The sequence below is a fragment of the Streptomyces sp. G7(2002) genome, from assembly GCF_028870195.1.
Lineage (GTDB): Bacteria > Actinomycetota > Actinomycetes > Streptomycetales > Streptomycetaceae > Streptomyces > Streptomyces nigrescens.
On record NZ_CP102609.1, the window covers coordinates 3,153,791 to 3,174,618 of the forward strand.

Annotated in this window: 17 protein-coding genes and 1 pseudogene; 9 read left to right on the forward strand and 9 right to left on the reverse strand. The window is 72.3% G+C overall.

Annotated elements, in window-relative coordinates; genetic code table 11:
* Positions 1-69: 69 nt before the first annotated feature.
* A complete protein-coding gene (locus NUT86_RS12955; protein ID WP_018093309.1) occupies positions 70-237 on the forward strand; it encodes a hypothetical protein in 168 nt (55 codons plus the stop codon).
* A 144-nt stretch (positions 238-381) separates the two neighbouring features.
* Here the strand turns inward: NUT86_RS12955 and NUT86_RS12960 are convergent, their stop codons facing one another.
* From NUT86_RS12960 to NUT86_RS12970, 3 genes are all read right to left on the reverse strand, one after another.
* Positions 382-1,323 carry a 3-oxoacyl-ACP reductase gene (locus NUT86_RS12960; protein WP_274735269.1) on the reverse strand — a complete coding sequence of 314 codons (942 nt, stop codon included), beginning with the start codon at positions 1,321-1,323 and terminating at the stop codon, positions 382-384.
* A gap of 68 nt (positions 1,324-1,391) precedes the next feature.
* Positions 1,392-2,468, reverse strand: coding sequence for a Zn-dependent alcohol dehydrogenase (locus tag NUT86_RS12965; RefSeq protein WP_093647613.1), 1,077 nt, complete (start codon positions 2,466-2,468; stop codon positions 1,392-1,394).
* Positions 2,469-2,540: 72 nt separating this feature from the next.
* A complete protein-coding gene (locus NUT86_RS12970) occupies positions 2,541-3,416 on the reverse strand; it encodes a MaoC/PaaZ C-terminal domain-containing protein (protein WP_109889361.1) in 876 nt (291 codons plus the stop codon).
* A 452-nt stretch (positions 3,417-3,868) separates the two neighbouring features.
* Here NUT86_RS12970 and NUT86_RS12975 point away from each other — a divergent pair, with 452 nt between their 5' ends.
* Genes NUT86_RS12975 through NUT86_RS12990 form a run of 4 tightly spaced genes read left to right on the forward strand, consistent with a single transcriptional unit; the run spans position 3,869 to position 7,637 of the window.
* Positions 3,869-4,852, forward strand: coding sequence for an ABC transporter ATP-binding protein (locus tag NUT86_RS12975; RefSeq protein WP_274735273.1), 984 nt, complete (start codon positions 3,869-3,871; stop codon positions 4,850-4,852).
* Positions 4,852-5,580, forward strand: a complete 729-nt coding sequence (locus NUT86_RS12980) for an ABC transporter permease (RefSeq protein WP_093647608.1) — start codon at positions 4,852-4,854, stop codon at positions 5,578-5,580. Before NUT86_RS12975 ends, NUT86_RS12980 begins: the two co-directional genes overlap by 1 nt.
* A 6-nt stretch (positions 5,581-5,586) precedes the next feature.
* Complete coding sequence (locus NUT86_RS12985) at positions 5,587-7,035, forward strand: histidine kinase (protein WP_274735275.1); 1,449 nt, start codon at positions 5,587-5,589, stop codon at positions 7,033-7,035.
* Positions 7,032-7,637: a response regulator transcription factor gene (locus tag NUT86_RS12990; protein WP_018093316.1), complete on the forward strand. Its 606-nt coding sequence runs from the start codon at positions 7,032-7,034 to the stop codon at positions 7,635-7,637. Before NUT86_RS12985 ends, NUT86_RS12990 begins: the two co-directional genes overlap by 4 nt.
* Positions 7,638-7,831: 194 nt before the next feature.
* Here the strand turns inward: NUT86_RS12990 and NUT86_RS12995 are convergent, their stop codons facing one another.
* From NUT86_RS12995 to NUT86_RS13005, 3 genes are all read right to left on the reverse strand, one after another.
* Positions 7,832-9,280, reverse strand: coding sequence for an MFS transporter (locus NUT86_RS12995; protein ID WP_093647604.1), 1,449 nt, complete (start codon positions 9,278-9,280; stop codon positions 7,832-7,834).
* Positions 9,281-9,801: 521 nt separating this feature from the next.
* Complete coding sequence (locus NUT86_RS13000; protein ID WP_159488427.1) at positions 9,802-10,995, reverse strand: lipid-transfer protein; 1,194 nt, start codon at positions 10,993-10,995, stop codon at positions 9,802-9,804.
* A gap of 33 nt (positions 10,996-11,028) precedes the next feature.
* Positions 11,029-13,308 carry an acyl-CoA dehydrogenase gene (locus tag NUT86_RS13005; RefSeq protein ID WP_274735279.1) on the reverse strand — a complete coding sequence of 760 codons (2,280 nt, stop codon included), beginning with the start codon at positions 13,306-13,308 and terminating at the stop codon, positions 11,029-11,031.
* Positions 13,309-13,833: 525 nt separating this feature from the next.
* Here NUT86_RS13005 and NUT86_RS13010 point away from each other — a divergent pair.
* The 4 genes from NUT86_RS13010 to NUT86_RS13025 all read left to right on the forward strand — a co-directional run bounded on the left by NUT86_RS13010 (position 13,834) and on the right by NUT86_RS13025 (position 17,708).
* Positions 13,834-14,493 carry a class I SAM-dependent methyltransferase gene (locus NUT86_RS13010; RefSeq protein ID WP_109889369.1) on the forward strand — a complete coding sequence of 220 codons (660 nt, stop codon included), beginning with the start codon at positions 13,834-13,836 and terminating at the stop codon, positions 14,491-14,493.
* Positions 14,494-14,512: 19 nt separating this feature from the next.
* A complete protein-coding gene (locus NUT86_RS13015; RefSeq protein ID WP_159488425.1) occupies positions 14,513-15,421 on the forward strand; it encodes an N-acetylmuramoyl-L-alanine amidase in 909 nt (302 codons plus the stop codon).
* 199 nt (positions 15,422-15,620) lie between these two features.
* Positions 15,621-16,478: a DUF5336 domain-containing protein gene (locus tag NUT86_RS13020; RefSeq protein ID WP_159488424.1), complete on the forward strand. Its 858-nt coding sequence runs from the start codon at positions 15,621-15,623 to the stop codon at positions 16,476-16,478.
* 219 nt (positions 16,479-16,697) lie between these two features.
* Positions 16,698-17,708, forward strand: coding sequence for an LLM class F420-dependent oxidoreductase (locus tag NUT86_RS13025; RefSeq protein ID WP_274735283.1), 1,011 nt, complete (start codon positions 16,698-16,700; stop codon positions 17,706-17,708).
* A gap of 14 nt (positions 17,709-17,722) precedes the next feature.
* Here NUT86_RS13025 and NUT86_RS13030 read toward each other — a convergent pair whose 3' ends face one another.
* The 3 genes and pseudogenes from NUT86_RS13030 to NUT86_RS13040 all read right to left on the reverse strand — a co-directional run.
* On the reverse strand, positions 17,723-18,523 hold the full coding sequence (locus NUT86_RS13030; RefSeq protein WP_274735285.1) for a maleylpyruvate isomerase family mycothiol-dependent enzyme: 801 nt from the start codon (positions 18,521-18,523) through the stop codon (positions 17,723-17,725).
* A gap of 235 nt (positions 18,524-18,758) precedes the next feature.
* The gene (locus NUT86_RS13035; RefSeq protein ID WP_093647369.1) at positions 18,759-19,829 is read right to left on the reverse strand and encodes a prenyltransferase/squalene oxidase repeat-containing protein; all 1,071 of its coding nucleotides are present in this window, start codon (positions 19,827-19,829) and stop codon (positions 18,759-18,761) included.
* Positions 19,830-20,044: 215 nt separating this feature from the next.
* A pseudogene (locus NUT86_RS13040) lies at positions 20,045-20,776 on the reverse strand (class I SAM-dependent methyltransferase); the annotation flags it as partial.
* Positions 20,777-20,828: the final 52 nt, after the last annotated feature.

Consider the following 20,828-nt stretch of genomic DNA (forward strand, 5'->3'; position numbering starts at 1 on the left):
GCCGTGGCGGTCGTCGGGCGAGGTCCCGACGCGTACAGCTGTAAGCGAACTGACGGAGTGACTCTTTTCATGTCCGAAGCCCGAACCGACACGACCCAGGCGCGCCCTCAGGAGGCGTCCGCCCAGGCCGCCGCGGCCGCAAGCTCCGGCAGGCACCGTGGCCCGGCCGCCTCGGAGGAGTCCGGCTCCACCCCTCATGGCCGGCACCGCCGGGACAAGCAGACGCAGGACGCGTGACGCCGGTCCGGCGCGCCCCGACCGCCGGACCGCGTGAGAGGCCGTGGCCGCCGCACCGCTGGACAGCGGGCGGCGGCCACAGCCGTATGTGTGGGGACCTCAGCCGTTGTGCGGGGACCTCCGGCATGCGGGGCCCGCGCCGGTTCAGCCGTGTTTGAGGCCCAGCACTTCGGCCGCCGCGAAGGTCTCCTCCGCCGGGCGCTGCGCGTAATACGACGTCAGCAGATCATCGAGCTCGTCGAAGCTGAAGACCTCCTTCGCGGTGTCGAACTTGGCGGCGATCCGCGGGCGTTCGGCGATGGCGACCATGCCGCCGTGGACGACCAGCAGCTGTCCGTTGACCCGGGCCGCGGCCGGCGAGGCGAGGTAGCCGACGAGCGGTGCGACATGTTCGGGGGCGAGCGCGTCGAGCCGGCCGTCCGTGGGCTCCTGGAAGCCTGCGAAGACGTCCTCGGTCATACGGGTGCGGGCGCGTGGGCAGATCGCGTTGGCGGTCACCCCGTATTTGCCCAGTGCCAGTGCCGTGGAGGTCGTCAGGCCGACGATGCCGCCCTTGGCCGCGGCGTAGTTGGGCTGGCCCGCCGAGCCCGCGAGGAACGCCTCGGAGGAGGTGTTGACGATCCGCCCGTGGACCGGGCCGCCGGCCGCCTTGGAACGCTCGCGCCAGTGCGCCGCGGCGAAGTGGGTGGTGTTGAAGTGCCCTTTGAGATGCACGCGGATGACCGAGTCCCACTCGTCCTCGGTCATCGAGAACACCATCCGGTCGCGCAGAATGCCCGCGTTGTTGACCAGGATGTCGAGCTTTCCGTAGGTCTCGACCGCCAGGTGCACCAGGGCGCGGGCCTGTGCGTGGTCGGCGACATCACCGAGGTGGGCGACGGCGGTGCCGCCCGCGGCGCGGATCTCGGCGACGACGTCCTCGGCGGGCGCCGCGGAGGCCTCCCCCGAACCGTCGCGGCCCGGCTGCCCGTAGTCGTTGACCACGACCTGGGCGCCGAGGCGGGCGAGTTCGAGGGCCTCGGCGCGGCCCAGACCGCGCCCGGCACCGGTGACGATCGCGGTCAGGCCCTCCAGTGGCTGTGCCATTCCTGTCCTCTCCAGTGGTCGCGGCACGCGGTGCGGTGCGGTGCGGTGCGAGGGGTGAACGGTGGGCGTCAGATCTCTATGCAGGTGCGCAGCGAGGTGCCGGAGCGCATCTGGTCGAGCGCGTCATTGATCTCCGCGAGCTGGACGCGATGGGTGATCAGGCCTTCGAGGTCGATCCGTCCGGCCCGCCACAGGGCAATGGCCCGCTCGTAGGAGCGCAGCGCATCGCCGCCGCCGTACAGGGACGGCAGGATCCGCTTCTCGTCGAAGAAGAGCTCGAACATATTGACCTGGAAGGTGTCGTCCATGGCGCCCGCGCCGACCACACACAGGGTGCCGCCGCGCCGGGTCATCTCGTAGGCGGTCCGGGCGGTGGCGGACTTGCCGACCACCTCGAAGACATAGTCGAAGCCCTCCCCCGCGGTGATCCGGGCCTTGGCGTCGGCGAACTCTTCCGGGGCGACGGCCTCGGTCGCGCCGAAGCGCAGCGCGGCCTCCCGGCGTGCGGGCACCGGGTCGACGGCGATGATCTGGGCCGCGCCGCAGGCCCTCGCGCCCTGGATGACGGAGATGCCGACGCCGCCGCAGCCGATGACCGCGACCGAGGAAGCAGCCGTCACCTTGGCGGTGTTGATCGCCGCGCCGAGCCCGGTGGTGACACCGCAGCCGATCAGCGCGGCGATCTCGTACGGGACGTCGTCGGGAATCGGGACCGCGCAGTGGGCGTCGACCACGACCTCCTCGGCGAAGGTGCCGGTGCCGGCGAAGCCGAAGACATCCCCGTTGGGGCGCCGGAAGTTGGGCGTGCCGGCGTTCATGAATCCGGCCAGGCACAGATGGGTCTGGCCGCGGCGGCAGGACGGACAGCTGCCGCAGGCGGGCAGCCAGCACATCAGGACGCGGTCCCCCCGGTCGAGTCCGGTGACGCCGTCGCCGACGTCGAGGATCTCACCGGCGCCCTCGTGACCGGGGACGAAGGGCGCGGGCTGGGGCAGCACCCCGTTCATCGCCGAGAGGTCGGAGTGGCACAGCCCGGTCGCCCGGATCCGCATTCTGACCTTGCCGGGGCCAAACCCCACCGCCTCGACGTCGTCGAGGACTTCGAGCTTGTCCTGCCCTGTCTCGTGCTGTACGGCTGCGCGCATGTCACGGCTCCTCTCGTACGGACGACACTCCAGCCCCCGCCCGGACCGGCAAGGCTGTTTATGGGATCGGCCCTAGCTGTGCTCCACCACGGTGTCCGCGAGTACCGGCGCCTCGTCGCGGTCGGCCGCGGTGACCGACACCTGGACCCGGCCGGGCTCCTGCCACTGCCGGATCCGCAGCGTCTCCCCGGGGAAGACCACACCGGCGAAACGGGTCGTGTACGACCGCACCCGTGCGACATCGCCGCCGAGCACCGTGTCGACGACGGCCTTGAGCGTGACCCCATAGGTGCACAGCCCGTGCAGGATCGGCCGGTCGAACCCGGCGAGCTTGGCGAACTCGGGGTCCGCGTGCAGCGGATTCCAGTCGCCGGAGAGGCGGTAGAGCAGCGCCTGGTCCGCGCGGATATGGCGTTCGGTGGTCAGATCGGGGGCGCGGTCGGGGAGTTCGAGGCGGGCGGAGGGGCCGCGGTCGCCGCCGAAGCCGCCCTCGCCGCGAACGAAGATCTGGGTGTCGCAGGTCCACAAGGGGCCGTCGTCGTCGGCGACCTCGGAGCGCAGCACGATGACGGCGGCCTTGCCCTTGTCGTGGACGGCGGGCACGGACGAGGTCTGGGTGGCGCGGCCGCGTACCGGGAGGGGGCGGTGCACGGTGACGGTCTGGCCGCCGTGCAGGACCGCGGCGAGGTCGACGTCGATGCCGGGTGCGGAGAGCCCGCCGGCCAGCGCCATCCCGCCGCCCGCGACGGTGGCGAAGCTGGGCAGGACGTGCAGGGCGCTCTCCAGGGTGTAGCGCAGTTCGTCCGGGTCGGTGGCGGGGTGGGTCTTCTCCGGAGTGGCCGCACCGGCGCCGATGCCGAGGTGGTAGAGCTGGACGTCCTTGTGGTCCCAGGCGAGTTCGGTGGTCCGCGGCTCGGCGGAGGTGGCCTTGGCGGCGTCGATGGGCATGGGGCTGCTTGCTCCTTCACCACGAGGGGAAGACCCCGGCCCGGCCGTCCGCACCGTCGACCGTGCCGGGGTCGTATCTGGTCGGCGCGGCCGCGCTCCGACAGCGCACAGGGCACACTTCTAGAACGCGTTCTAGCCGATGGCTCTCATGTATAGCCGATCCTTCCGGCACCCGGAAGCCCTCTGACGCATTGTCAGATACGGGTCGCACGGACGGCGGAGGCCCTCCCCGGCCGCGGCCCTGCCTCTGCCCCTGCCCCTGCCCCTGTGCGTCGCGCACCACGCGCGTCGGCCTGCGCCGCGGCGGACGCACCACCTTCTTTGCACGGACCCACCACTTTCGTTGCGCGGACCCATGACATTTGTCAGAGGGGATCGTCGACATTCGCATCTGCCGCGGCCCGGCCACGCTCCGTAACGTCGAAGGCATGCAGACGAGAGGCGGAGTGGGCATGGCAGGGACGACAAGGCCCGGCAGCACAGCGGAAAGGGCTGGTGACGCCGCGGCGGTGGGATTCTCCGGGGTGACACGGAGTTATGGCGCGGTGCGGGCCGTGGACGGACTGGACCTGGAGATCGCGGCGGGCGAGACGGTGGCGCTGCTCGGACGCAACGGCGCGGGCAAATCCACCACCCTCAACATCCTGCTGGGGCTGCTGCCGCCCAGCTCGGGAACGGTCCGGCTGTTCGGCGACGCACCGGAGTCGGCGGTGCGGGCGGGCCAGGTGGGCGCCATGCTGCAGGACGGCAAGGCCATCCCGCGGGTCACCGTCCGCGAACTGATCACCTTCGTCGCCGCCACCTACCCCCACCCCATGGACGTCGCCGAGGCACTCGAACTGGCGGGCCTCGACGGGTTCGGCGGGCGGCGGGTGGACAAGCTGTCCGGCGGGCAGGCCCAGCGGGTCCGCTTCGCGGTGGCGCTGGCCGGCAACCCCGAGCTGCTGGTGCTGGACGAGCCGACCTCGGCGCTGGACGTCGAGGCGCGCCGCACCTTCTGGCGCTCGATGCGGGCCTATGCCCGCCGGGGCCACACCATCCTGTTCTCCACCCACTATCTGGAGGAGGCGGACGAGCACGCCGACCGGATCGTGGTGATCGACCGCGGCCGGGTGGTCGCCGACGGCAGCGGCGAGGCGATCAAGCGGCGGGCAGGCGGCTCGCGGGTCTCCTTCGACCTCGCGGGCGCGGCCACCGATCCGCTGTCCGGGCTTCCCGGTGTGAGCGCCGTGGAGATACGCGGCGACCGCGCACTGCTGCGGACGACGGACTCCGACGCGACGGTCCTTGCCCTGGCCGAACTCGGCCTCGTCCGCGGGCTGCAGGTCACCCCCGCCAGCCTGGAGGACGCGTTCCTCGCGCTCACCTCCGCCGAAGCCACCCCCGCCGCCCCGGCATTCACCGCCGGCGCCCGGACCGCGAAGGAGAGCGTGTGATGCTCGACTACATCCGCCTCGAAGTCCGCCGCACCCTCCGCGACCGGGGCTATGTCATCTTCGGTATCGGGATGCCGGTGCTGATGTATCTGCTGATGACCAACATCGGCGTCGGGCCGGGTGGCGCCGACCCGGAGTGGAAGATCGCTTCGATGGTCGGCATGGCCGCATATGGCGCGCTGAACGCGGCGATCGGCACGGGCACCGGTGTCGCCGAGGACAAGCAGCTGGGCTGGCTGCGCCAGCTGCGCATCACCCCGCTGAGCCCTCTGCGGGTGGTGGTGGGCCGCGGGCTGACCGGCTCGGTGACGGTGCTGCCGGCCCTGGCCTCCGTACTGCTGGTGGGCGCGCTGGTCAACGACGTCCGGATGCCGGCCTGGCAGTGGGGCGCCCTGGCCGGGCTGCTGTGGATCGGCACCGCCCCGTTCACCCTGCTCGGTCTCGGCAACGGCTACCGCCTGTCCGCGCAGTCCACCGGCGTGGTCAACACGGGCTGTGTGCTGCTGCTGTCGATCATCGGCGGTCTGTGGTTCCCGCCCGAGCTGTTCCCCGACTGGCTGCGCTCACTGTCCTTGTGGACGCCGGGCAACCGCTTCGCCGAACTCGGCCGGAGCATCACCCACGACAGCGCACCGGGCCTGGCCGCAGTGGCGGTGCTGACCGTCTGGCTGGCACTCTTCGGCGGATACGCGGTGTACGCGTACCGTCGGGCCGCACGCATGGTGTGACCGGCGATGGCGCAGACCTGGGAAGCGACAGTGCAGCACACGGAACGACGGACCGCGGGCGAGAAGGGCCCCGGCGGCGCGGACGGCACCGAGGACTCCTGCCGGCCCGGGCGGCCGGCCGGGAAGCCGGACAGCAGGAAGCCCGACAGCGGGCCGGGCAAGTACGCCTTCCTGCCCTGGCTGCTGATGGGTATGGGCGCCATCTCCAACATCATCCAGGGCAAGACGGGCAACCCCTGGCTGGCCGGTCTCGGTCTGCTCGCCTTCAACTCCTTCTACATCAGCGTGGTCTGGGCCTCGTTCAACCCGCGGTTGCGTGACTCCCGCCGCCCCCTGTACGCCCTGGGGATACTGACCGCCATCACCTTCGCCATCGCGATCGGGTTCGGCGGCAAGTGGTTGCTGTTCTTCCCGCTGCTGTCGCTGGCCTCCGGCACGGTCCGTGCGCTGCGCGGCAAAAAGCTCGCCATCTGGCTGATCGCGCTCAGCGGGGCGGCCGGATTTCTGGCCGGCTGGCACGACGACGACCCGTGGGGCTCGTTCGGCATCGGTTACGGCACCTTCCTGTCCGGCATGGTGACGGCCACGGTCCTGAGCCTGTTCGACGCCATCCAGAAGCTGAACGCCACCCGCCAGGAACTGGCCCGCAGCGCCGTCGAGAAGGAGCGGCTGCGCTTCTCCCGCGATCTGCACGACCTGCTGGGGCACACCCTGTCCGTAGTGGTCGTCAAGGCCGAGGCGGTCCGCAGACTCGCACCCCGCGATCTGGACGCGGCGCTCGCCCAGGCCGCCGATATCGAGGCGGTCGGCCGGCAGGCACTGACCGAGATCCGCGAGGCGGTCAGCGGCTATCGCGAGGGCGGTCTGACCACCGAGCTGGACCGGGCCCGTTCAGCCCTGGAGGCGGCCGGTATCGAGCCCGTCGTACGGCAGGCCGGGCCGCCGCTGCCCCCGCAGGCCGGCGCCCTGCTGGGCTGGGTGGTCCGCGAGGGCGTCACCAACACCGTCCGGCACAGCTGCGCCACCCGCTGCGAGATCGCGGTGCACGCCGACGAGGAACGGGTACGGCTGACGATCACGGACGACGGCCGCGGCCCCCTGCATTCCGGCACTGCCACGGGCCCCGGCCCGGCCCGGCTCCGCGACCGTGTCCCCGGCCGCGGCGGCGGCTACGGGGACGGCGGCCGGGAGGCGGACGGCATATCCGCCGCGGACGGCGCCGGCGGCCCGTCCCCTACGGACGACACCGGCGACACCGGCGACGCGGGCGGTCCGGCTCTGCCCGGCCGGTCGGGGCCGGTCGGCGGCACCGGGCTGACGGGACTGGCCGAGCGCCTGGCCGCGGCGGGCGGGACACTGCACAGCGGCCCGGACGGCCGGCACGGCTTCCGGGTCACGGCCGAACTCCCGGTCGGCACGGACGACAGGGCGGATGCGGAGGAGAGCACCAGGTGATCAAGGTCCTGCTGGCGGAGGACCAGGGAATGATGCGGGGCGCGCTGGCGCTGCTGCTCGACCTGGAAGCGGATATGCAGGTCGTGGCGCAGGTCGCGGCGGGCGACAGGATCGTCGCCGCCGCCCTCGACGCCCGTCCCGATATCGCCCTCCTGGACATCGAACTCCCCGGCCGCAGCGGTCTGGACGCCGCGGCCGATCTGCGCGAACAACTGCCGTCGTGCAAAGTGCTGATAGTGACGACCTTCGGCCGCCCCGGCTATCTGCGCCGCGCCATGGAGGCCGGAGCGTCCGGTTTCCTGGTGAAGGACGGCCCCGTGGAGGAGCTTGCGGCGGCGATCCGCCGGGTGCTGGCCGGCGAGCGGGTCATCGACCCCGGCCTCGCCGCGGCGGCACTGAGCGCCGGCCCCAATCCGCTGACCCAGCGGGAGCGCGAGGTCCTGACCGCCGCCGTGGACGGCGCCACGGTCGCCGATATCGCCGGCCGGCTCCACCTCTCCCAGGCCACCGTCCGCAACTACCTCTCCGCGGCCATCGGCAAGACCGGCACCCGCAACCGCATGGAAGCGGTGCGTGCGGCGCGGCAGAACGGCTGGCTGTAGGGCATGTCCACAACGTCCCGTCCGTCTCGCGGCGCCTGAGCGGGCAGAGCGCATGACGGGGCGACGGCCGGGCGCCCGTGGGCGCGACGGGGGGGTAGCCAGGTGCCCACTGGCACGGCGGGTGTCGGCCCGGCGCCCACGCACCCGCCCGGCCCGGCCGCGGCCCGGCCCGCGGCGTGGCCTGCCGGCGCGTCTCAGCCGTGCGAGGCGTCCGCCCGTCGCTGCGGCAGTGCGACGAGCATCAGCAGGATGCTGCCGAGCAGGACCACCGAGCCGACCTGGAAGGCCAGTCCGTAGCCGTCCGCCAGGGCCTTCAGGCCGTCGCCCGCCTCGATCCGGGCCGCGGCAACGGTGGACAGGACCGACAGGCCCAGCGCGCCGCCCATTTGACGGGAGGTGTTCATCAGGCCGGAGACCAGGCCCTGGTCGGCGGGGTCGGCCCCCGAGGTCGCGATGGAGGCGATCGGCGTCGCGGTCAGGCCCGCGCCCAGCGCCATCAGGATGCCGGGTCCGAGGATCGTGCCGAGGTAGGTGCCGTCGACGTCCATCGTGCCCTGCCAGACCATGCCGCACGCGGACATCACCGCACCGGCGATGGCCAGCGGCTTGGCGCCCAGTCGGTTCATCAGCCGGGGCGCGATCTTTGAGCCCAGGACGATGGAGAGCGAGTGCGGGATGAAGGAGAGCCCTGCCTCCAGCGGCCGGTAGCCCAGCACGTTCTGCACATAGAGGGACAGGAAGTACCACATGGAGAACATCGCGGCGCCGGCCAGCACCATCGCCCCGTTCGCCGAGGAGACCGAGCGCAGCCGGAAGAGCCCCAGCGGCATCAGCGGCGCCTTGGCGCGCGCCTCGACGGCGAGGAAGGCCGCGACCACGACCAGCCCGGCGGCCAGCGGCAGCAGCGCGGACAGCGACGCCCAGCCGTCCGTCTCGGTCTGCACGATCCCGTAGGCCACCAGCCCGAGCCCGGCCGTCACCAGCAGCGCGCCGGGCACATCGAGCCGCCGTCCGGCCCCCTGCCGGCTCTCGGTGAGCCACAGCACCGCGCCGCCCAGCACCAGCGCCCCGACCGGCACATTGATCAGCAACACCCAGCGCCACGACAGGAATTCGGTGAGCGTCCCGCCCACCAGACCGCCCACCGCGCCACCGCCGGCGCCGACCGCCGTCCAGGTGGCGATGGCGCGGGTACGGGCCGGTCCTGCCGGGAACGACGTGGTCAGGATGGTGAGGGTGGCGGGTGAGAGCACGGCCGCGCCGATGCCCTGGACCGTACGGGCCGCGATCAGCTGCCAGGGCTCCTGCGCCAGCCCGCCCCCCAGGCTCGCGACCGTGAACAGCGCCAGCCCCAGGACGAAGATCCGCTTACGGCCGAAGAGGTCGGCGGCCCGGCCACCGAGCAGCATGAAGCCCGCGAAGGTGATGACGTAGGCGTTGACGATCCACTGCAGACCCAGCTCGCTCAGGCCCAGACCGGTCCGCATGGCGGGCAGCGCCACATTCACGACGGAGACGTCCAGGATGACCAGGAACTGCCCGGAGCAGACCAACAGCATCACCAGCCAGGCCGGCGGGGCCGCCCTCCGGCGCGCGCTCTCGGTCAGGGTGGCGGGGGTGGCTATCGGCGGCATGCCGACCATGCTCGCATTCGTCGCTTGAGTCCTGCATCGGTATATCGCTGCATGAGCCACCTGACGGGAGACCTAGGCCGAATGTCGCAGGGGGGCGGGGCGGCGGGGTGGGGACTTAGGGGGTGGGCGAGGCGTTCCCCTAGGGGTCGGCATGACCCCCAGTGGGCCAACTACCCATTGCCGGGGGCAAGTTAACGTCGATCGGCTGGACCGGCGGCGTCGGGCCCAGCCCGGTTGAGCTCCGCTGAGACCGGCTGAGCTCGGCTCAGTCTGGCCGAGCCCGCCTGAGACCGGTTGAGCTCGGCTCGGTCTGGCTGAGCCCGGCTGAGACCGGTTGAGCTCGGCTCAGTCTGGCCGAGGCCGGCTGAGACCGGCTGAGCTCGACTCAGTCTGGCCAAGACCGGCTGAGCCCGGTTGAGTCTGATTGAGACCGGCCGAGCCCAGTTACTGGGACCATCAGGTCTCACCGTCGGCCCCCGTTTACCGCGCCCATCAGGCCCCCACCGGTCCCCGTCCCCCACCCCCCAAGCTCACCTGCGCAGCAGCGTCACCACCGCGGCGCCGCCCAGGCCGATGTTGTGTGCCAGGCCCACCCGGGCGCCGGGGACCTGACGTTCGCCCGCGGTGCCGCGCAGCTGCCAGACCAGCTCAGCGGCCTGCGCCAGCCCCGTCGCGCCCAGCGGATGGCCCTTGGAGATCAGGCCGCCGGAGGGGTTGACCACCCAGCGGCCGCCGTAGGTCGTGGCGCCGTCGGCGACCAGCTTCCCCGACTCCCCGTCCGCGCACATGCCCAACGCCTCATAGGTCAGCAGCTCGTTGACCGAGAAACAGTCGTGCAGCTCGATGACATCCACGTCCTCGATACCGAGGCCGCCGGCCGCATAGACCTGCCGGGCCGCCGCCCGGGACATCGGTTTGCCGACGACATCGATGCATGACCCGGACGCGAAGCTCTCCTCGGTGTCCGTCGTCATAGCCTGAGCGACGATCTCCACCGCCCGGTCGGCCAGGCCGTGTTCCCGCACGAAGCGCTCGGAGACGACCACCGCCGCGGCCGCGCCGTCGGAGGTCGGCGAGCACTGCAGCTTGGTCAGCGGCCGGTGGATGGTCTTGGCGGCGAGGATCTCCTCGACCGTGTAGACGTCCTGGAACTGGGCGTTCGGGTTGTGGGCCGAGTGGCGGTGGTTCTTGGCGCCGACGGCGGCGAGCTGTTCGGCGGTGGTGCCGTAGCGCTCCATGTGCTCGCGGGCCGCGTTGCCGAAGATCTGGGCGGTGGGCGGGGTCATCTCGAAGCCGTGGGCGGCGGCCATCACTCCGTAGTGGCGCGCCACCGGCGAGGTGCTGAAGTCCCCGGCGTCCGCGCCACCGCCCAGCGCGCCCCGCTTCATCTTCTCGAAGCCCAGCGCCAGGACACAGTCGTTGAGGCCGGACTCGACGAATTGGCGGGCCATCATCAGCGCGGTCGAGGCGGTCGCGCAGTTGTTGTTGACGTTGTAGACGGGGATGCCGGTCAGGCCCAGTTCGTAGGCGGCGCGCTGGCCGGCCGTCGAGGCCTGGTAGCAGTAGCCGACCGGCAGCTGCTCGACCACCTCGTAGCCGATCCCGGCGTCCGCGAGCGCCGTGCCGCCCGCCTCCTTCGCCATGTCCCAGTACTGCCAGTCACGGGTCTCGGGCTTCTCGAACCGGGTCATCCCGACACCGACGATGTACGCCTTGCCAGCCATACGTGTCCTCCTGGAGGTGGCTGAGTCCGGGGATCAGATCAGGGGGCGCGGCTCCGGGTCGCGGGGCAGACCGAGCAGCCGCTCCGCGACGACATTGAGCTGCACCTGGGTGGTGCCGCCGGCGATGGTCAGACAGCGCGACATCAGGAAGCCGTGCAAGGCCCGTTCGCCGGCGCCTTCGCGCACCGCGCCGTCCGGGCCGAGCAGCTCCAGCGCCAGCTCGGCGACCTTCTGCTGGTGCGGGGTCTGCACCAGCTTGCGGATGCTGGCACCGGCTCCCGGCTCCAGCCCCGACACCTGCTGGAGCGTGGTGCGCAGCCCGATGCAGCCCAGCGCGTGCGCCTCGGCGGCCAGCGCGCCCACCCGCGCCCGCACCGATCCGTCCAGCTCGGCGGCGCGGTCCAGCAGCGCCGTCAGACCGGTGTCGAAGGTCAACTGGTCAGCCATGTGGACGCGTTCGTTGTCCAGGGTGGTGCGGGCCACCTTCCAGCCGTTGTCGACCTCGCCGACCACCGCGTCGGCCGGCAGCAGCACATCGTCGAAGTAGACCTCGTTGAAGAGCGACTCGCCGGTGATCTCCTTCAGCGGACGGATGTCGATGCCCGGGGTCTTCATGTCGACGAGGAAGAAGGTCAGCCCCTTGTGTTTGGGCGCGTCCGGGTCGGTGCGGGCCAGCAGGATGCCGTGGCTCGCCCACTGGGCGGCCGAGGTCCACACCTTCTGGCCGTTGATCCGCCAGCCGCCGTCCGCCGTCCGCTCGGCGCGGGTCCGCAGGGAGGCCAGGTCCGAGCCGGCCTCGGGTTCGGAGAACAGCTGGCACCAGAGCAGATCACCGCGCAGCGACGGCAGCAGACAGCGCTCCTGCTGCTCCGGGGTGCCGTGGGCGATCAGTGAGGGGACGACCCAGGTGGCGATGCCCAGATCGCTGATCCGGACGTCGGCGGCCGCCAGCTCCTGCTGGATCGCGAGCTGTTGTACGGGGCCGGCGCCCAGTCCGTAGGGCGCGGGGAGGTGCGGTGCGGCGTAGCCGGTGGGGGCCAGTGTGCGGCGTACGGCCGCGGGGTCGAGGCCGCGGACGCCGTCGATGACCGTGCGGGCCTCGGCCCGGAACTCCGCTGCGTCGGCGGGGAGTTCGAGGTGCAGCGGGCGCCGGGCGCCGTCGGCGGCATACCGGGCGGCCCGCAGCCGGTGGGTGTCGCCGCTGCCGAGCAGCTGGCGGGCGACCGTCGCCCGCCGCAGATGGAGGTGGGCGTCGTGTTCCCAGGTGAAGCCGATGCCGCCGAGGATCTGGATGCAGTCCTTGGCACAGCTGACGGCGGCGTCCAGGGCGGTCGCGGTGGCCAGCGCCGCGACCAGTCCGCGGACCGCGGGCGGCTCGTGCAGCGCGCGGGCCGCGTCCCAGACCAGGGCGGCGGCCTGCTCGTAGCGCACGAGCATGTCGGCGCAGAGGTGTTTGACCGCCTGGAACTGGCCGATGGGGCGGCCGAACTGTTCGCGGACCGCGGCGTGTTCGGCGGCGGTGTGCAGCGCCCAGGAGGCCGTGCCGCAGCTCTCGGCGGCCCACAGCACCCCGGCCAGGTCGCGGACCAGGTCGCTGTCGACGGCGAGCCGCCGCTCGGCGGGCACCGGGACTCCGTGCGCCCGCACTTCGGCGGTCGGCCTGGTGGGGTCGGCGCTCTCCTGGACGCGTACGGTCAGCACCCCGGCGTCGACCGCGAGCCAGACCGTCTCCCCCGCCCGTCGCCCGCCTCCGCCGTCACGCACCGCCCCGTCCGCGGCGCCCTTCGCTCCCCCGGCACCCTCCGCTTCCCCGGTGAGCCCCGCTTCCCCGGCAACCTCCGCGGCCAGCACGATCAGATCCGCGTCGGCGCCGGACAGGACCGGGGGCGCGGTGCCGTCCAGGACATAGCCGTCGGGGCTTTCGACGGCGGTGAGCGAGCCCGTGCCGAGTGCGACGGCGCCGATGCGTGCGCCGGTGGCGAGGGCACGTACGAGGGCCGGGGCGCCGCCGCGGTGCAGGAGTGCGGCGGCGAGGGTGGTGGGCAGGCAGGGCCCGGGGAAGGCGGCGCGGCCCAGTTCCTCCAGCACGACGGCGAGGTCGAGCAGTTCACCGCCCCCGCCTCCGTCGGCCTCGGGGAGATGGAGCCCGAGCAGGCCCTGGGCGGCGAGCTGGTCCCAGTACGCGGGCCGCCCGGTGCGCGCGGGCGCGGTGTCGAGCAGCTTGCGCACCGCTTCGGGCGGCACCGCCCGCGCGGCCCAGCCGCCCGCCGCCTCGGCCAGGTCACGTTGGTCTTGCGTGATTCCGATGCCCATGCGGAGCAGACTAGAACACGTTTCATTCTGACGGAAGGTCAGTTCGGGGGTCGGTTCGGGGGTAGTTCAGGGGTCGATTCGGGGTCGGTTCAGGGGTCGGTTCGGGCACGTCCGCGGCACCCGTGACCCCCGGACCCGCCGTCGCACAGCGGCCGCCACCGCCGGTCCCGTAACGGGCAGGAACCGGCGGGGATTCCCCGGGGAACGGTTCGGATGCGAACAGGAAACGGTCCGGTGAATTCCGTCGCGAACGCCATTTCCTTCCCCTCCTTCCCTGCCGACTCCCCCGCCCCCGAATTCACCGCTTTCGGGCATCACGGAAACCGCAGACGATAAAACGACGGGAACAGTCGGGGAACGGACCGGAACCCGGCAGGAACCGGCAGGAACATCCGGGCCGCCCGACACGCGGGAAATGCGAACCGCCGTTCCGATATCCGAATGCCCCGGCCGGGACACCCGCACTCCACCCGCGCCGCGCCGTACGGCACGATGAGCCCCTGACCGCACCACAGGAGGAAGCCCATGCCCGCTCCCACGGCTCCGACCGCTCCGCAGCCGGAGATACTCGCCGCTTTCGAGGCGGCGAAGGGCTTCATGCCCGTGGACGAGGGCCTCGCCCTGTACGCGGCGGCGGCCGAGGCGGCGACGCTCGGGCTGCCGCTGGTGGAGGTCGGCACCTACTGCGGCCGGTCCACGATCCTGCTCGCCGACGCCGCGCGCACCGCCGGGGTCCCCGCCGTCACCGTCGACCACCACCGGGGCAGCGAGGAGCAGCAGCCCGGCTGGGAGTACCACGACCCGACCGTCGTCGACCCAGAGGTCGGCCGGATGGACACCCTGCCCACCTTCCGCCGCACCCTCCACGCCGCGGGTCTGGAGGAGCATGTGATCGCCCTGGTCGGCCGGTCGCCGCAGGCCGCGGCCGTCTGGCAGGCCCCGGTGGGACTGGTCTTCATCGACGGCGGGCACACCGACGAGCACGCCACCGCCGACTACGAGGGCTGGGCGCCGCACCTCGCGCCCGACGGGCTGCTGGTCATCCACGATGTCTTCGCGGACCCGGCGGACGGCGGCCAGGCCCCGTACCGCATCTATCGCAGGGCCCTGGAGTCCGGCGCCTTCACCGAGATCTCGTCCCACCGGTCGCTGCACGTACTGCGGCGCACCGGGACGGGCATCTGAGCGGGCTACGATCGCCGACGTGTCGAACGGCAGTTCTCTCCCCCCGCACCGCCGCCTGCGCGGCACCCTCCTCGTCGTGCTGGCCTCCGTGGTGGTCGCCGGCCTGGGCGGCTGGCTGGTCTGGCACGCGTCGGGCCGCGACGGCGGGCCAAGAGCCGGGCAGCCCGCACCGAGCGACCCGGCGGAAAGCGCCACCGGCCCCGGCGGCAGCCACACCCCGGGCGGCAAGGGCTCCAAGGAGCACGGCCCGCGCGCCGGCCTGAAGGGCAAGGTCGTGGTGCTCGACCCCGGCCACAATCCGCACAACGGCGAGCACGGCCGGGAGATCGCCCGGCAGGTGGACATCGGCAACGCCCGCAAGGAGTGCGACACCACCGGCACCGCCACCAACGACGGTTACGCCGAGGCGTCCTTCACCCTGGACGTCGTCCGCCGGGCCCGCACGCTCCTCCAGGAGCAGGGCGCCAAGGTCGTCCTCACCCAGGACGGCGACCGCCCCTACGGGCCGTGTGTGGACGAACGGGCCGAGATCGGGAACAAGGCGCACGCCGATGCCGCGCTGTCCCTCCACGCCGACGGTTCGGGGGCCGGCAACCGCGGCTTCCATGTCATCCTGCCCGCGCGTGTCACGGACGGCCCGGCCGACACCGCCGCGATCGTCGGGCCCTCGCGCCAGTTGGGCGAGCGGCTGGCCGGCCGGTTCCGCGCGGTCACCGGAAGTGCGGCGTCCAATTACATCGGCGGCGGCACCGGACTCGACAAGCGCTCCGATCTCGGCGGCCTCAACCTCTCCACGGTGCCGAAGGTGTTCCTGGAGTGCGGCAATATGCGCGACCCGAAGGACGCCGCGCAATTGACCGACGCCGACTGGCGGCAAAAAGCGGCCCGCGGGATCACCGAGGGCATTACGGACTTCTTGACACGCTGACCCGGCCACCGGACGGGATCCGGAAGCCACCTGATACCGGATCCGTGACGACGTACCGATAGCGCGCGGAAACGAACAGGACGGGCCGCCGGATTCGGCGATAGGTTCCCCTTTACGATGGGTGGCCACCGCCGTGCCTCGCACTGCGCGCACCGCGACAGCGACGACCGGACCCACGAAACCGACAAAGGACCCTTACGTGAACATCCGCTCCCTCACTCGAGGCGACGGCGTGGTGATCGGAGCAGCGGTGTTGCTGTTCATCGCCTCGTTCCTCTCTGCCACCGGCGGCCCGGAGTGCTCCGGGCAGCTCGCCAAGTACTGCGAGGCCCAGGACTACAGCAGTATCAACGCCTGGGACTCGGTGTCCGTCCTGATGAGCGTGTACCTGGCCGGGGTGATCGGCGCGGCGATCATCATCGTCAGCCGTGCACTGCCGCAGCAGCAGGCGCGCAAGGTCGCCGGTCTCGACCTCGGCCAGTTCGGTGTCGCCCTCACCGTGTTCGCGGCATGGACGGCGTTCTGGACCCTCATCGACGCCCCGAGCGCCGGCGCGGGCCTGATCATCGGCCTGATCGCCACCCTGATCCTGGCCGGTGGCGCCATCGCCACGCCGCTCCTCCCGCCCCTCAAGGTCGCCCTGATCGGCGCCCCGAAGCCGCAGGCCGCCGCCCCGTACGGGGCCGGCCCCAACCCGGGTTACGGCTACCCCGGTGCGCAGCAGCAGGCGAGCCAGGGCTACGGCTACCCGGGCGGCCAGCAGCAGCCGCAGCCCGGCCAGCCCCAGGGCCAGCAGGTGCCGGTGGACGGCACGGCCGGCGGTCCGGCCGGAGCCACCGCGGCGGCCGGCGCCCCGGCGGACTTCGCGCCGTTCTGGTTCGCGGTGCCCGTCGCGCGCCCGCTGTACGGCGAGGACGGCGCCCCGGCGCCGATCGCCGAACTGGCGCCCGGCACCTGGTACCTGGCGGTGGAGCAGCGCGGCCAGGCCCTGATCGCGCAGACCCAGGACGGCCGGCGCGGCGTCCTGCAGGACACCACCGGTATCCAGCGCGGCTGACACCGGACGCACAGCGGTCCTTTCGCGGCCCCTCGCCCCTGCGGGCGGGGGGCCGTTGCGCTGCCGGCGGCCCGGCCGTACAGTTCGCGGACACTGGAACTGACGTAGCGTCAGATTTCAGGGACCTCATCAGAGACCTCATCAGAGATCTGGTCAGAGATCTGGTCAGAGATCTGGTCAGAGATCTCGTCACCGTTCCGCCGGAGAGGGGCGATCGGTATGCGACTCGGTCTAGCACTGGGCTACTGGGGCCGCGGCCCGGACCCCCGGCACCTCGAACTCGCCCGCGCGGCCGAGCGGCTGGGCTACGACTCGGTGTGGACGGCGGAGGCCTGGGGGTCGGACGCCTTCACCGCGCTCACCTGGATCGCCGCCCACACCTCCCGCATCAAACTGGGCACCGGTATCGCACAGATGGCGGCCCGCACCCCCACCGCCACCGCCATGCATGCACTGACCCTCGACCATCTCTCCGGCGGCCGGCTGCTGCTGGGCCTGGGGCTGTCCGGACCGCAGGTCGTCGAGGGGTGGTACGGACGGCCGTTCCCCAAGAGCCCGCTGACCGCCACCCGCGAATACGTGGACGTCATCCGCCAAGTGCTGCGCCGGGAAGGGCCGGTGGAGCTGGACGGTGCCTTCCACCCGCACCCCTACCTCGGCGCTGACGGCACCGGCCTCGGCAAGCCCCTCAAGCCCATCACCCATCCGCTGCGCGCCGACCTCCCCCTCCTGCTGGGTGCGGAAGGGCCCAAGAACATCGCCCAGACGACCCGGATCGCCGACGGCTGGCTGCCGCTGTACTGGTCGCCGCAGCGCACCGATGCCTACCGGGCGTCGCTGTCCCAGGCCCCGGAGGGCTTTCTCATCGCCCCCATGGCCCGCGCCGTGGTCTGTGACGACGTTGCCGAGGGGCTGCTTCCGGTCAAGGCGATGCTCGGCTTCTACATCGGCGGGATGGGGCACGCGGCCAAGAACTTCCATGCCGATCTGATGGCCCGGATGGGCTTCGAGGAGGAGGCCCGCCGGGTGCAGCAGCTCTTCCTCGAAGGCCGCAGACAGGAGGCGGTGCTCGCCGTACCGGACGCGTTCGCCGATGAGATCTCGCTGGTCGGCCCGCGCGAACGGATCGCGGAGCGACTGGAGTTGTGGCGTACCGGCCCGGTCACCGACCTGCTGGTCACCGCCCCCGACCCGGACACCCTACGGGTACTGGCCGAGCTCAACTCCTGACGGCCGCGGGCGGCTCACTGGAACGAGGCCCACTCCAGCCACCGGTCGAGCAGTGCGCGCTCGCCCAGGACCTCGACCCGGTCGCTGTCGGCGGGCAGCCTGCGGTACATCACGCCGAGGAGGTCGGTGAGCGGCCCGCGCAGGGCGACCGCCGCCTTCTCATGGGCGCGGCGGTGGACGGGCCGGTCGCCGGTGAGGTCGAGCAGCCACTCGGCGTTCAGCTCGGGAGGGGTGTCGGTGGCGTGGAGGTGGAGGGTGCGGCCGGGGCCGAAGAGCTGCCCGCGCTCCGCATGGTGCGCCGTGACCTGCGGCAGGGCGCACAACTGCAGCCACTCCTCCAGGCAGTCGGCGGCGACCTCGGGCGGGACGTCGAAGGCGGCGCCCGCGGTGAGCGCGGCGTCGGCGCGGTGGATCACCGTCTCGTGGGTCATCCGGCGGGCCCAGAAGCCCGTCCGCTGCACCGGCGACCAGGTCCATACCTCGGTGTCGGGGCCGGCCTCGCGCAGCGCCGCCACGGCCTGGTCGACGCCGGCCGCGAGCCAGGCGTCCAGCGCCGCCGCGTCGTCCTTCTCGGGCCCGTCGCTCTCGGGGATGTCGGCTTCGTCGATGTCCGTGGCGGACCGGGTGGCGACGATGGCGCCGACCCACCGGTGCGCACCGCCCACGTGCCGCGCGAGGTCGGCCAGCGTCCAGTCCGGGCAGGTGGGCACGGTCGCGGACAGATCGGCGCCGCGCACCGTCTCCCGGAACTTCGTGGTCTCTTCCAGGAGATGGGTGCAGTAGGCGTCGTGACTGAGTGAGCCGTGGAGAGTCATGCGGCGCACAGTAACGGGCGGTTCCACGGCCCGGCCTCCCCTTTTCGCGCGGAGCCGGGCATCGTTGGCGCCGCTTCCCGGAAGCCCGTACGGGCAGTCCTTACGGGACGATCCGTACGGGCGGTCCGTACGGGCGGTCGTACGGGCGGTCGTACGGAATGATCCGTACGGACCGGCCCTACGGGTCCCCTGACCCGGCGCCCCCCGTACAGGCGCCGGGGCCAGGGGAAGCCCCTTACCGGCAGCAGTCCGGATCGAGGCCCGTCGGCAGGTGCTCGCCCCCGAAGACCGTGGTGGTGGCCTCGTCGCCGCCCAGGGCGGCCACCGCGAGCAGCAGCGAACCGGCCGTCCAGGAGGTCAGTTCGCGTGGCCAGATCGCATCGTCGTCGAAGACATAGCCGGTCCAGTACATGCCGTCCTCGGCGCGGAGGTGCTGCATCCACTTGAGGATCTGTACGGCCCGCTCGGACTCCCCCATCGCCCACAGGGCGAGCGCCAGTTCCGCGCTCTCGCCGCCGGTGACCCAGGGGTTGGGCAGCACACAGCGCACGCCCAGGCCGGGCACGACGAACTGCTCCCAGTCCGCGTCGATGCGCTCGCGGGCCTGGGAACCGCGGACCGCGCCGCCGAGGACCGGGTAGTACCAGTCCATGGAGTAGCGGGACTTGTCCAGGAACCGCTCGGGGTGGCTGCGTATCGCATGGCCGAGGCGGCCGACCGCCAGCTCCCAGTCGGGCTGCGGCTCCTCGCGCTGTTCGGCGAGCGCCAGCGCGCAGCGCAGCGCCTGGTAGATGGAGGACGAGCCGGTCAGCAGCGCGTCGTTGACGGGCGTGCCGTCGTCCTCGCGCTTCCAGCCGATCTCGCCACCGGGCTGCTGGAGCTCCAGGACGTACTCGATCGCGGCGTGGACCGCGGGCCACATGCGGTCGAGGAAGGCCTCGTCGCCGGTGGACAGGAAGTGGTGCCAGACGCCGACCGCGAGGTACGCGCAGAAGTTGGTCTCGCGGCCGCGGTCGGTGGGTGCCTCGGCGTCGCCGTCGGCGTAGGCCGCGTACCAGGACCCGTCGGGGTTCTGGTGCCGCACCAGCCAGTCGTACGCGGCCTCGGCGCGCTCGTGTTCGCCGGCCGCGTCCAGGGCCATGGCGGCCTCGGTGTGGTCCCACGGATCGAGGTGGTGGCCCCGGAACCAGGGGATCGCGCCGTCCGGCCGCTGGGTCGCCAGGATGCCGGCCACCGTGCGGGCGGCCTGCTCGGCGGTGAGCACCCCCGGCAGGACGAGCCGTTCGGTACGCCCGGGACTTGTCACTTGGCGGCCCCGGCGGAGGGCTTGGCGGAGGCCTTGGACGCGCGCTGGGCAGGGGCCTTGGACGCGGTCTTGGCGGGGGCCTTGGCACCGGGCTTGGCACCGGACTTGGCGTCCGGCGCGGGCTTTTGGGCCTTGGCGGCGGGCCCGGCCGCCGGCTCGGCGGCCGGGGTGGCGGATGCCGCGGCGGGCTCGCCCGCCTCCGTGGTGGCCGGCTCGGCGGCGGCCGCCCGGGGCAGATGCGGCTTGGTGGCGTAGACGACGAAGCTCTTGCCGATGACGGGGTTCAGCGCCCGCTCCGCGAGCCGGGTGGCCAGCGGCTTCTTCATGATGTCCCAGACCAGCAGCTTGTGGTACGCCTGCACCGGCAGCGCCTTGTCGTTGTCCACCCCGAAGGCGCACTTCAGCCACCAGTAGGGGCTGTGCAGCCCGTGCGCGTGGTGCGTGCCGTAGGGCTCCAGACCTGCTTCCCGCATCTTGCCCAGCAGTTCGTCGCCGCGGTAGATGCGGATATGGCCGCCCTCGACCTCGTGGTAGGCGTCGCTGAGCGCCCAGCAGACCTTCTCGGGGCCGTACCGGGGGACGGTGACGGCGATCCGGCCGCCGGGGCGCAGCACCCGGACCATCTCGGCGAGCACCCCCTTGTCGTCCGGGATGTGCTCCATCACCTCGGAGATGATGACGACATCGAAGCTGTCGTCGGGGAACGGCAGGTTCAGCGCATCGCCTTCCATGGCGGTGGCGGAGGCGCCCGCCGGGGCCTCCCCTGCCTCCTCCATCGCGGCGAACCACTTGGCGACCTCGCGGATCTCCTCGCCGTTCTGGTCGAGGGCGACGACCTGCGCGCCGCGCCGGTAGCACTCGAAGGCATGCCGGCCGGCGCCGCACCCCAGGTCGAGCACACGGTCGCCCGGAGCGAGCGGGAAACGGGAAAAGTCGACGGTCAGCACGGCGTTCTGCTTTCGTCCGGCGGTTGGTGGCTGTGGTGGCTGCGGAAGGAAG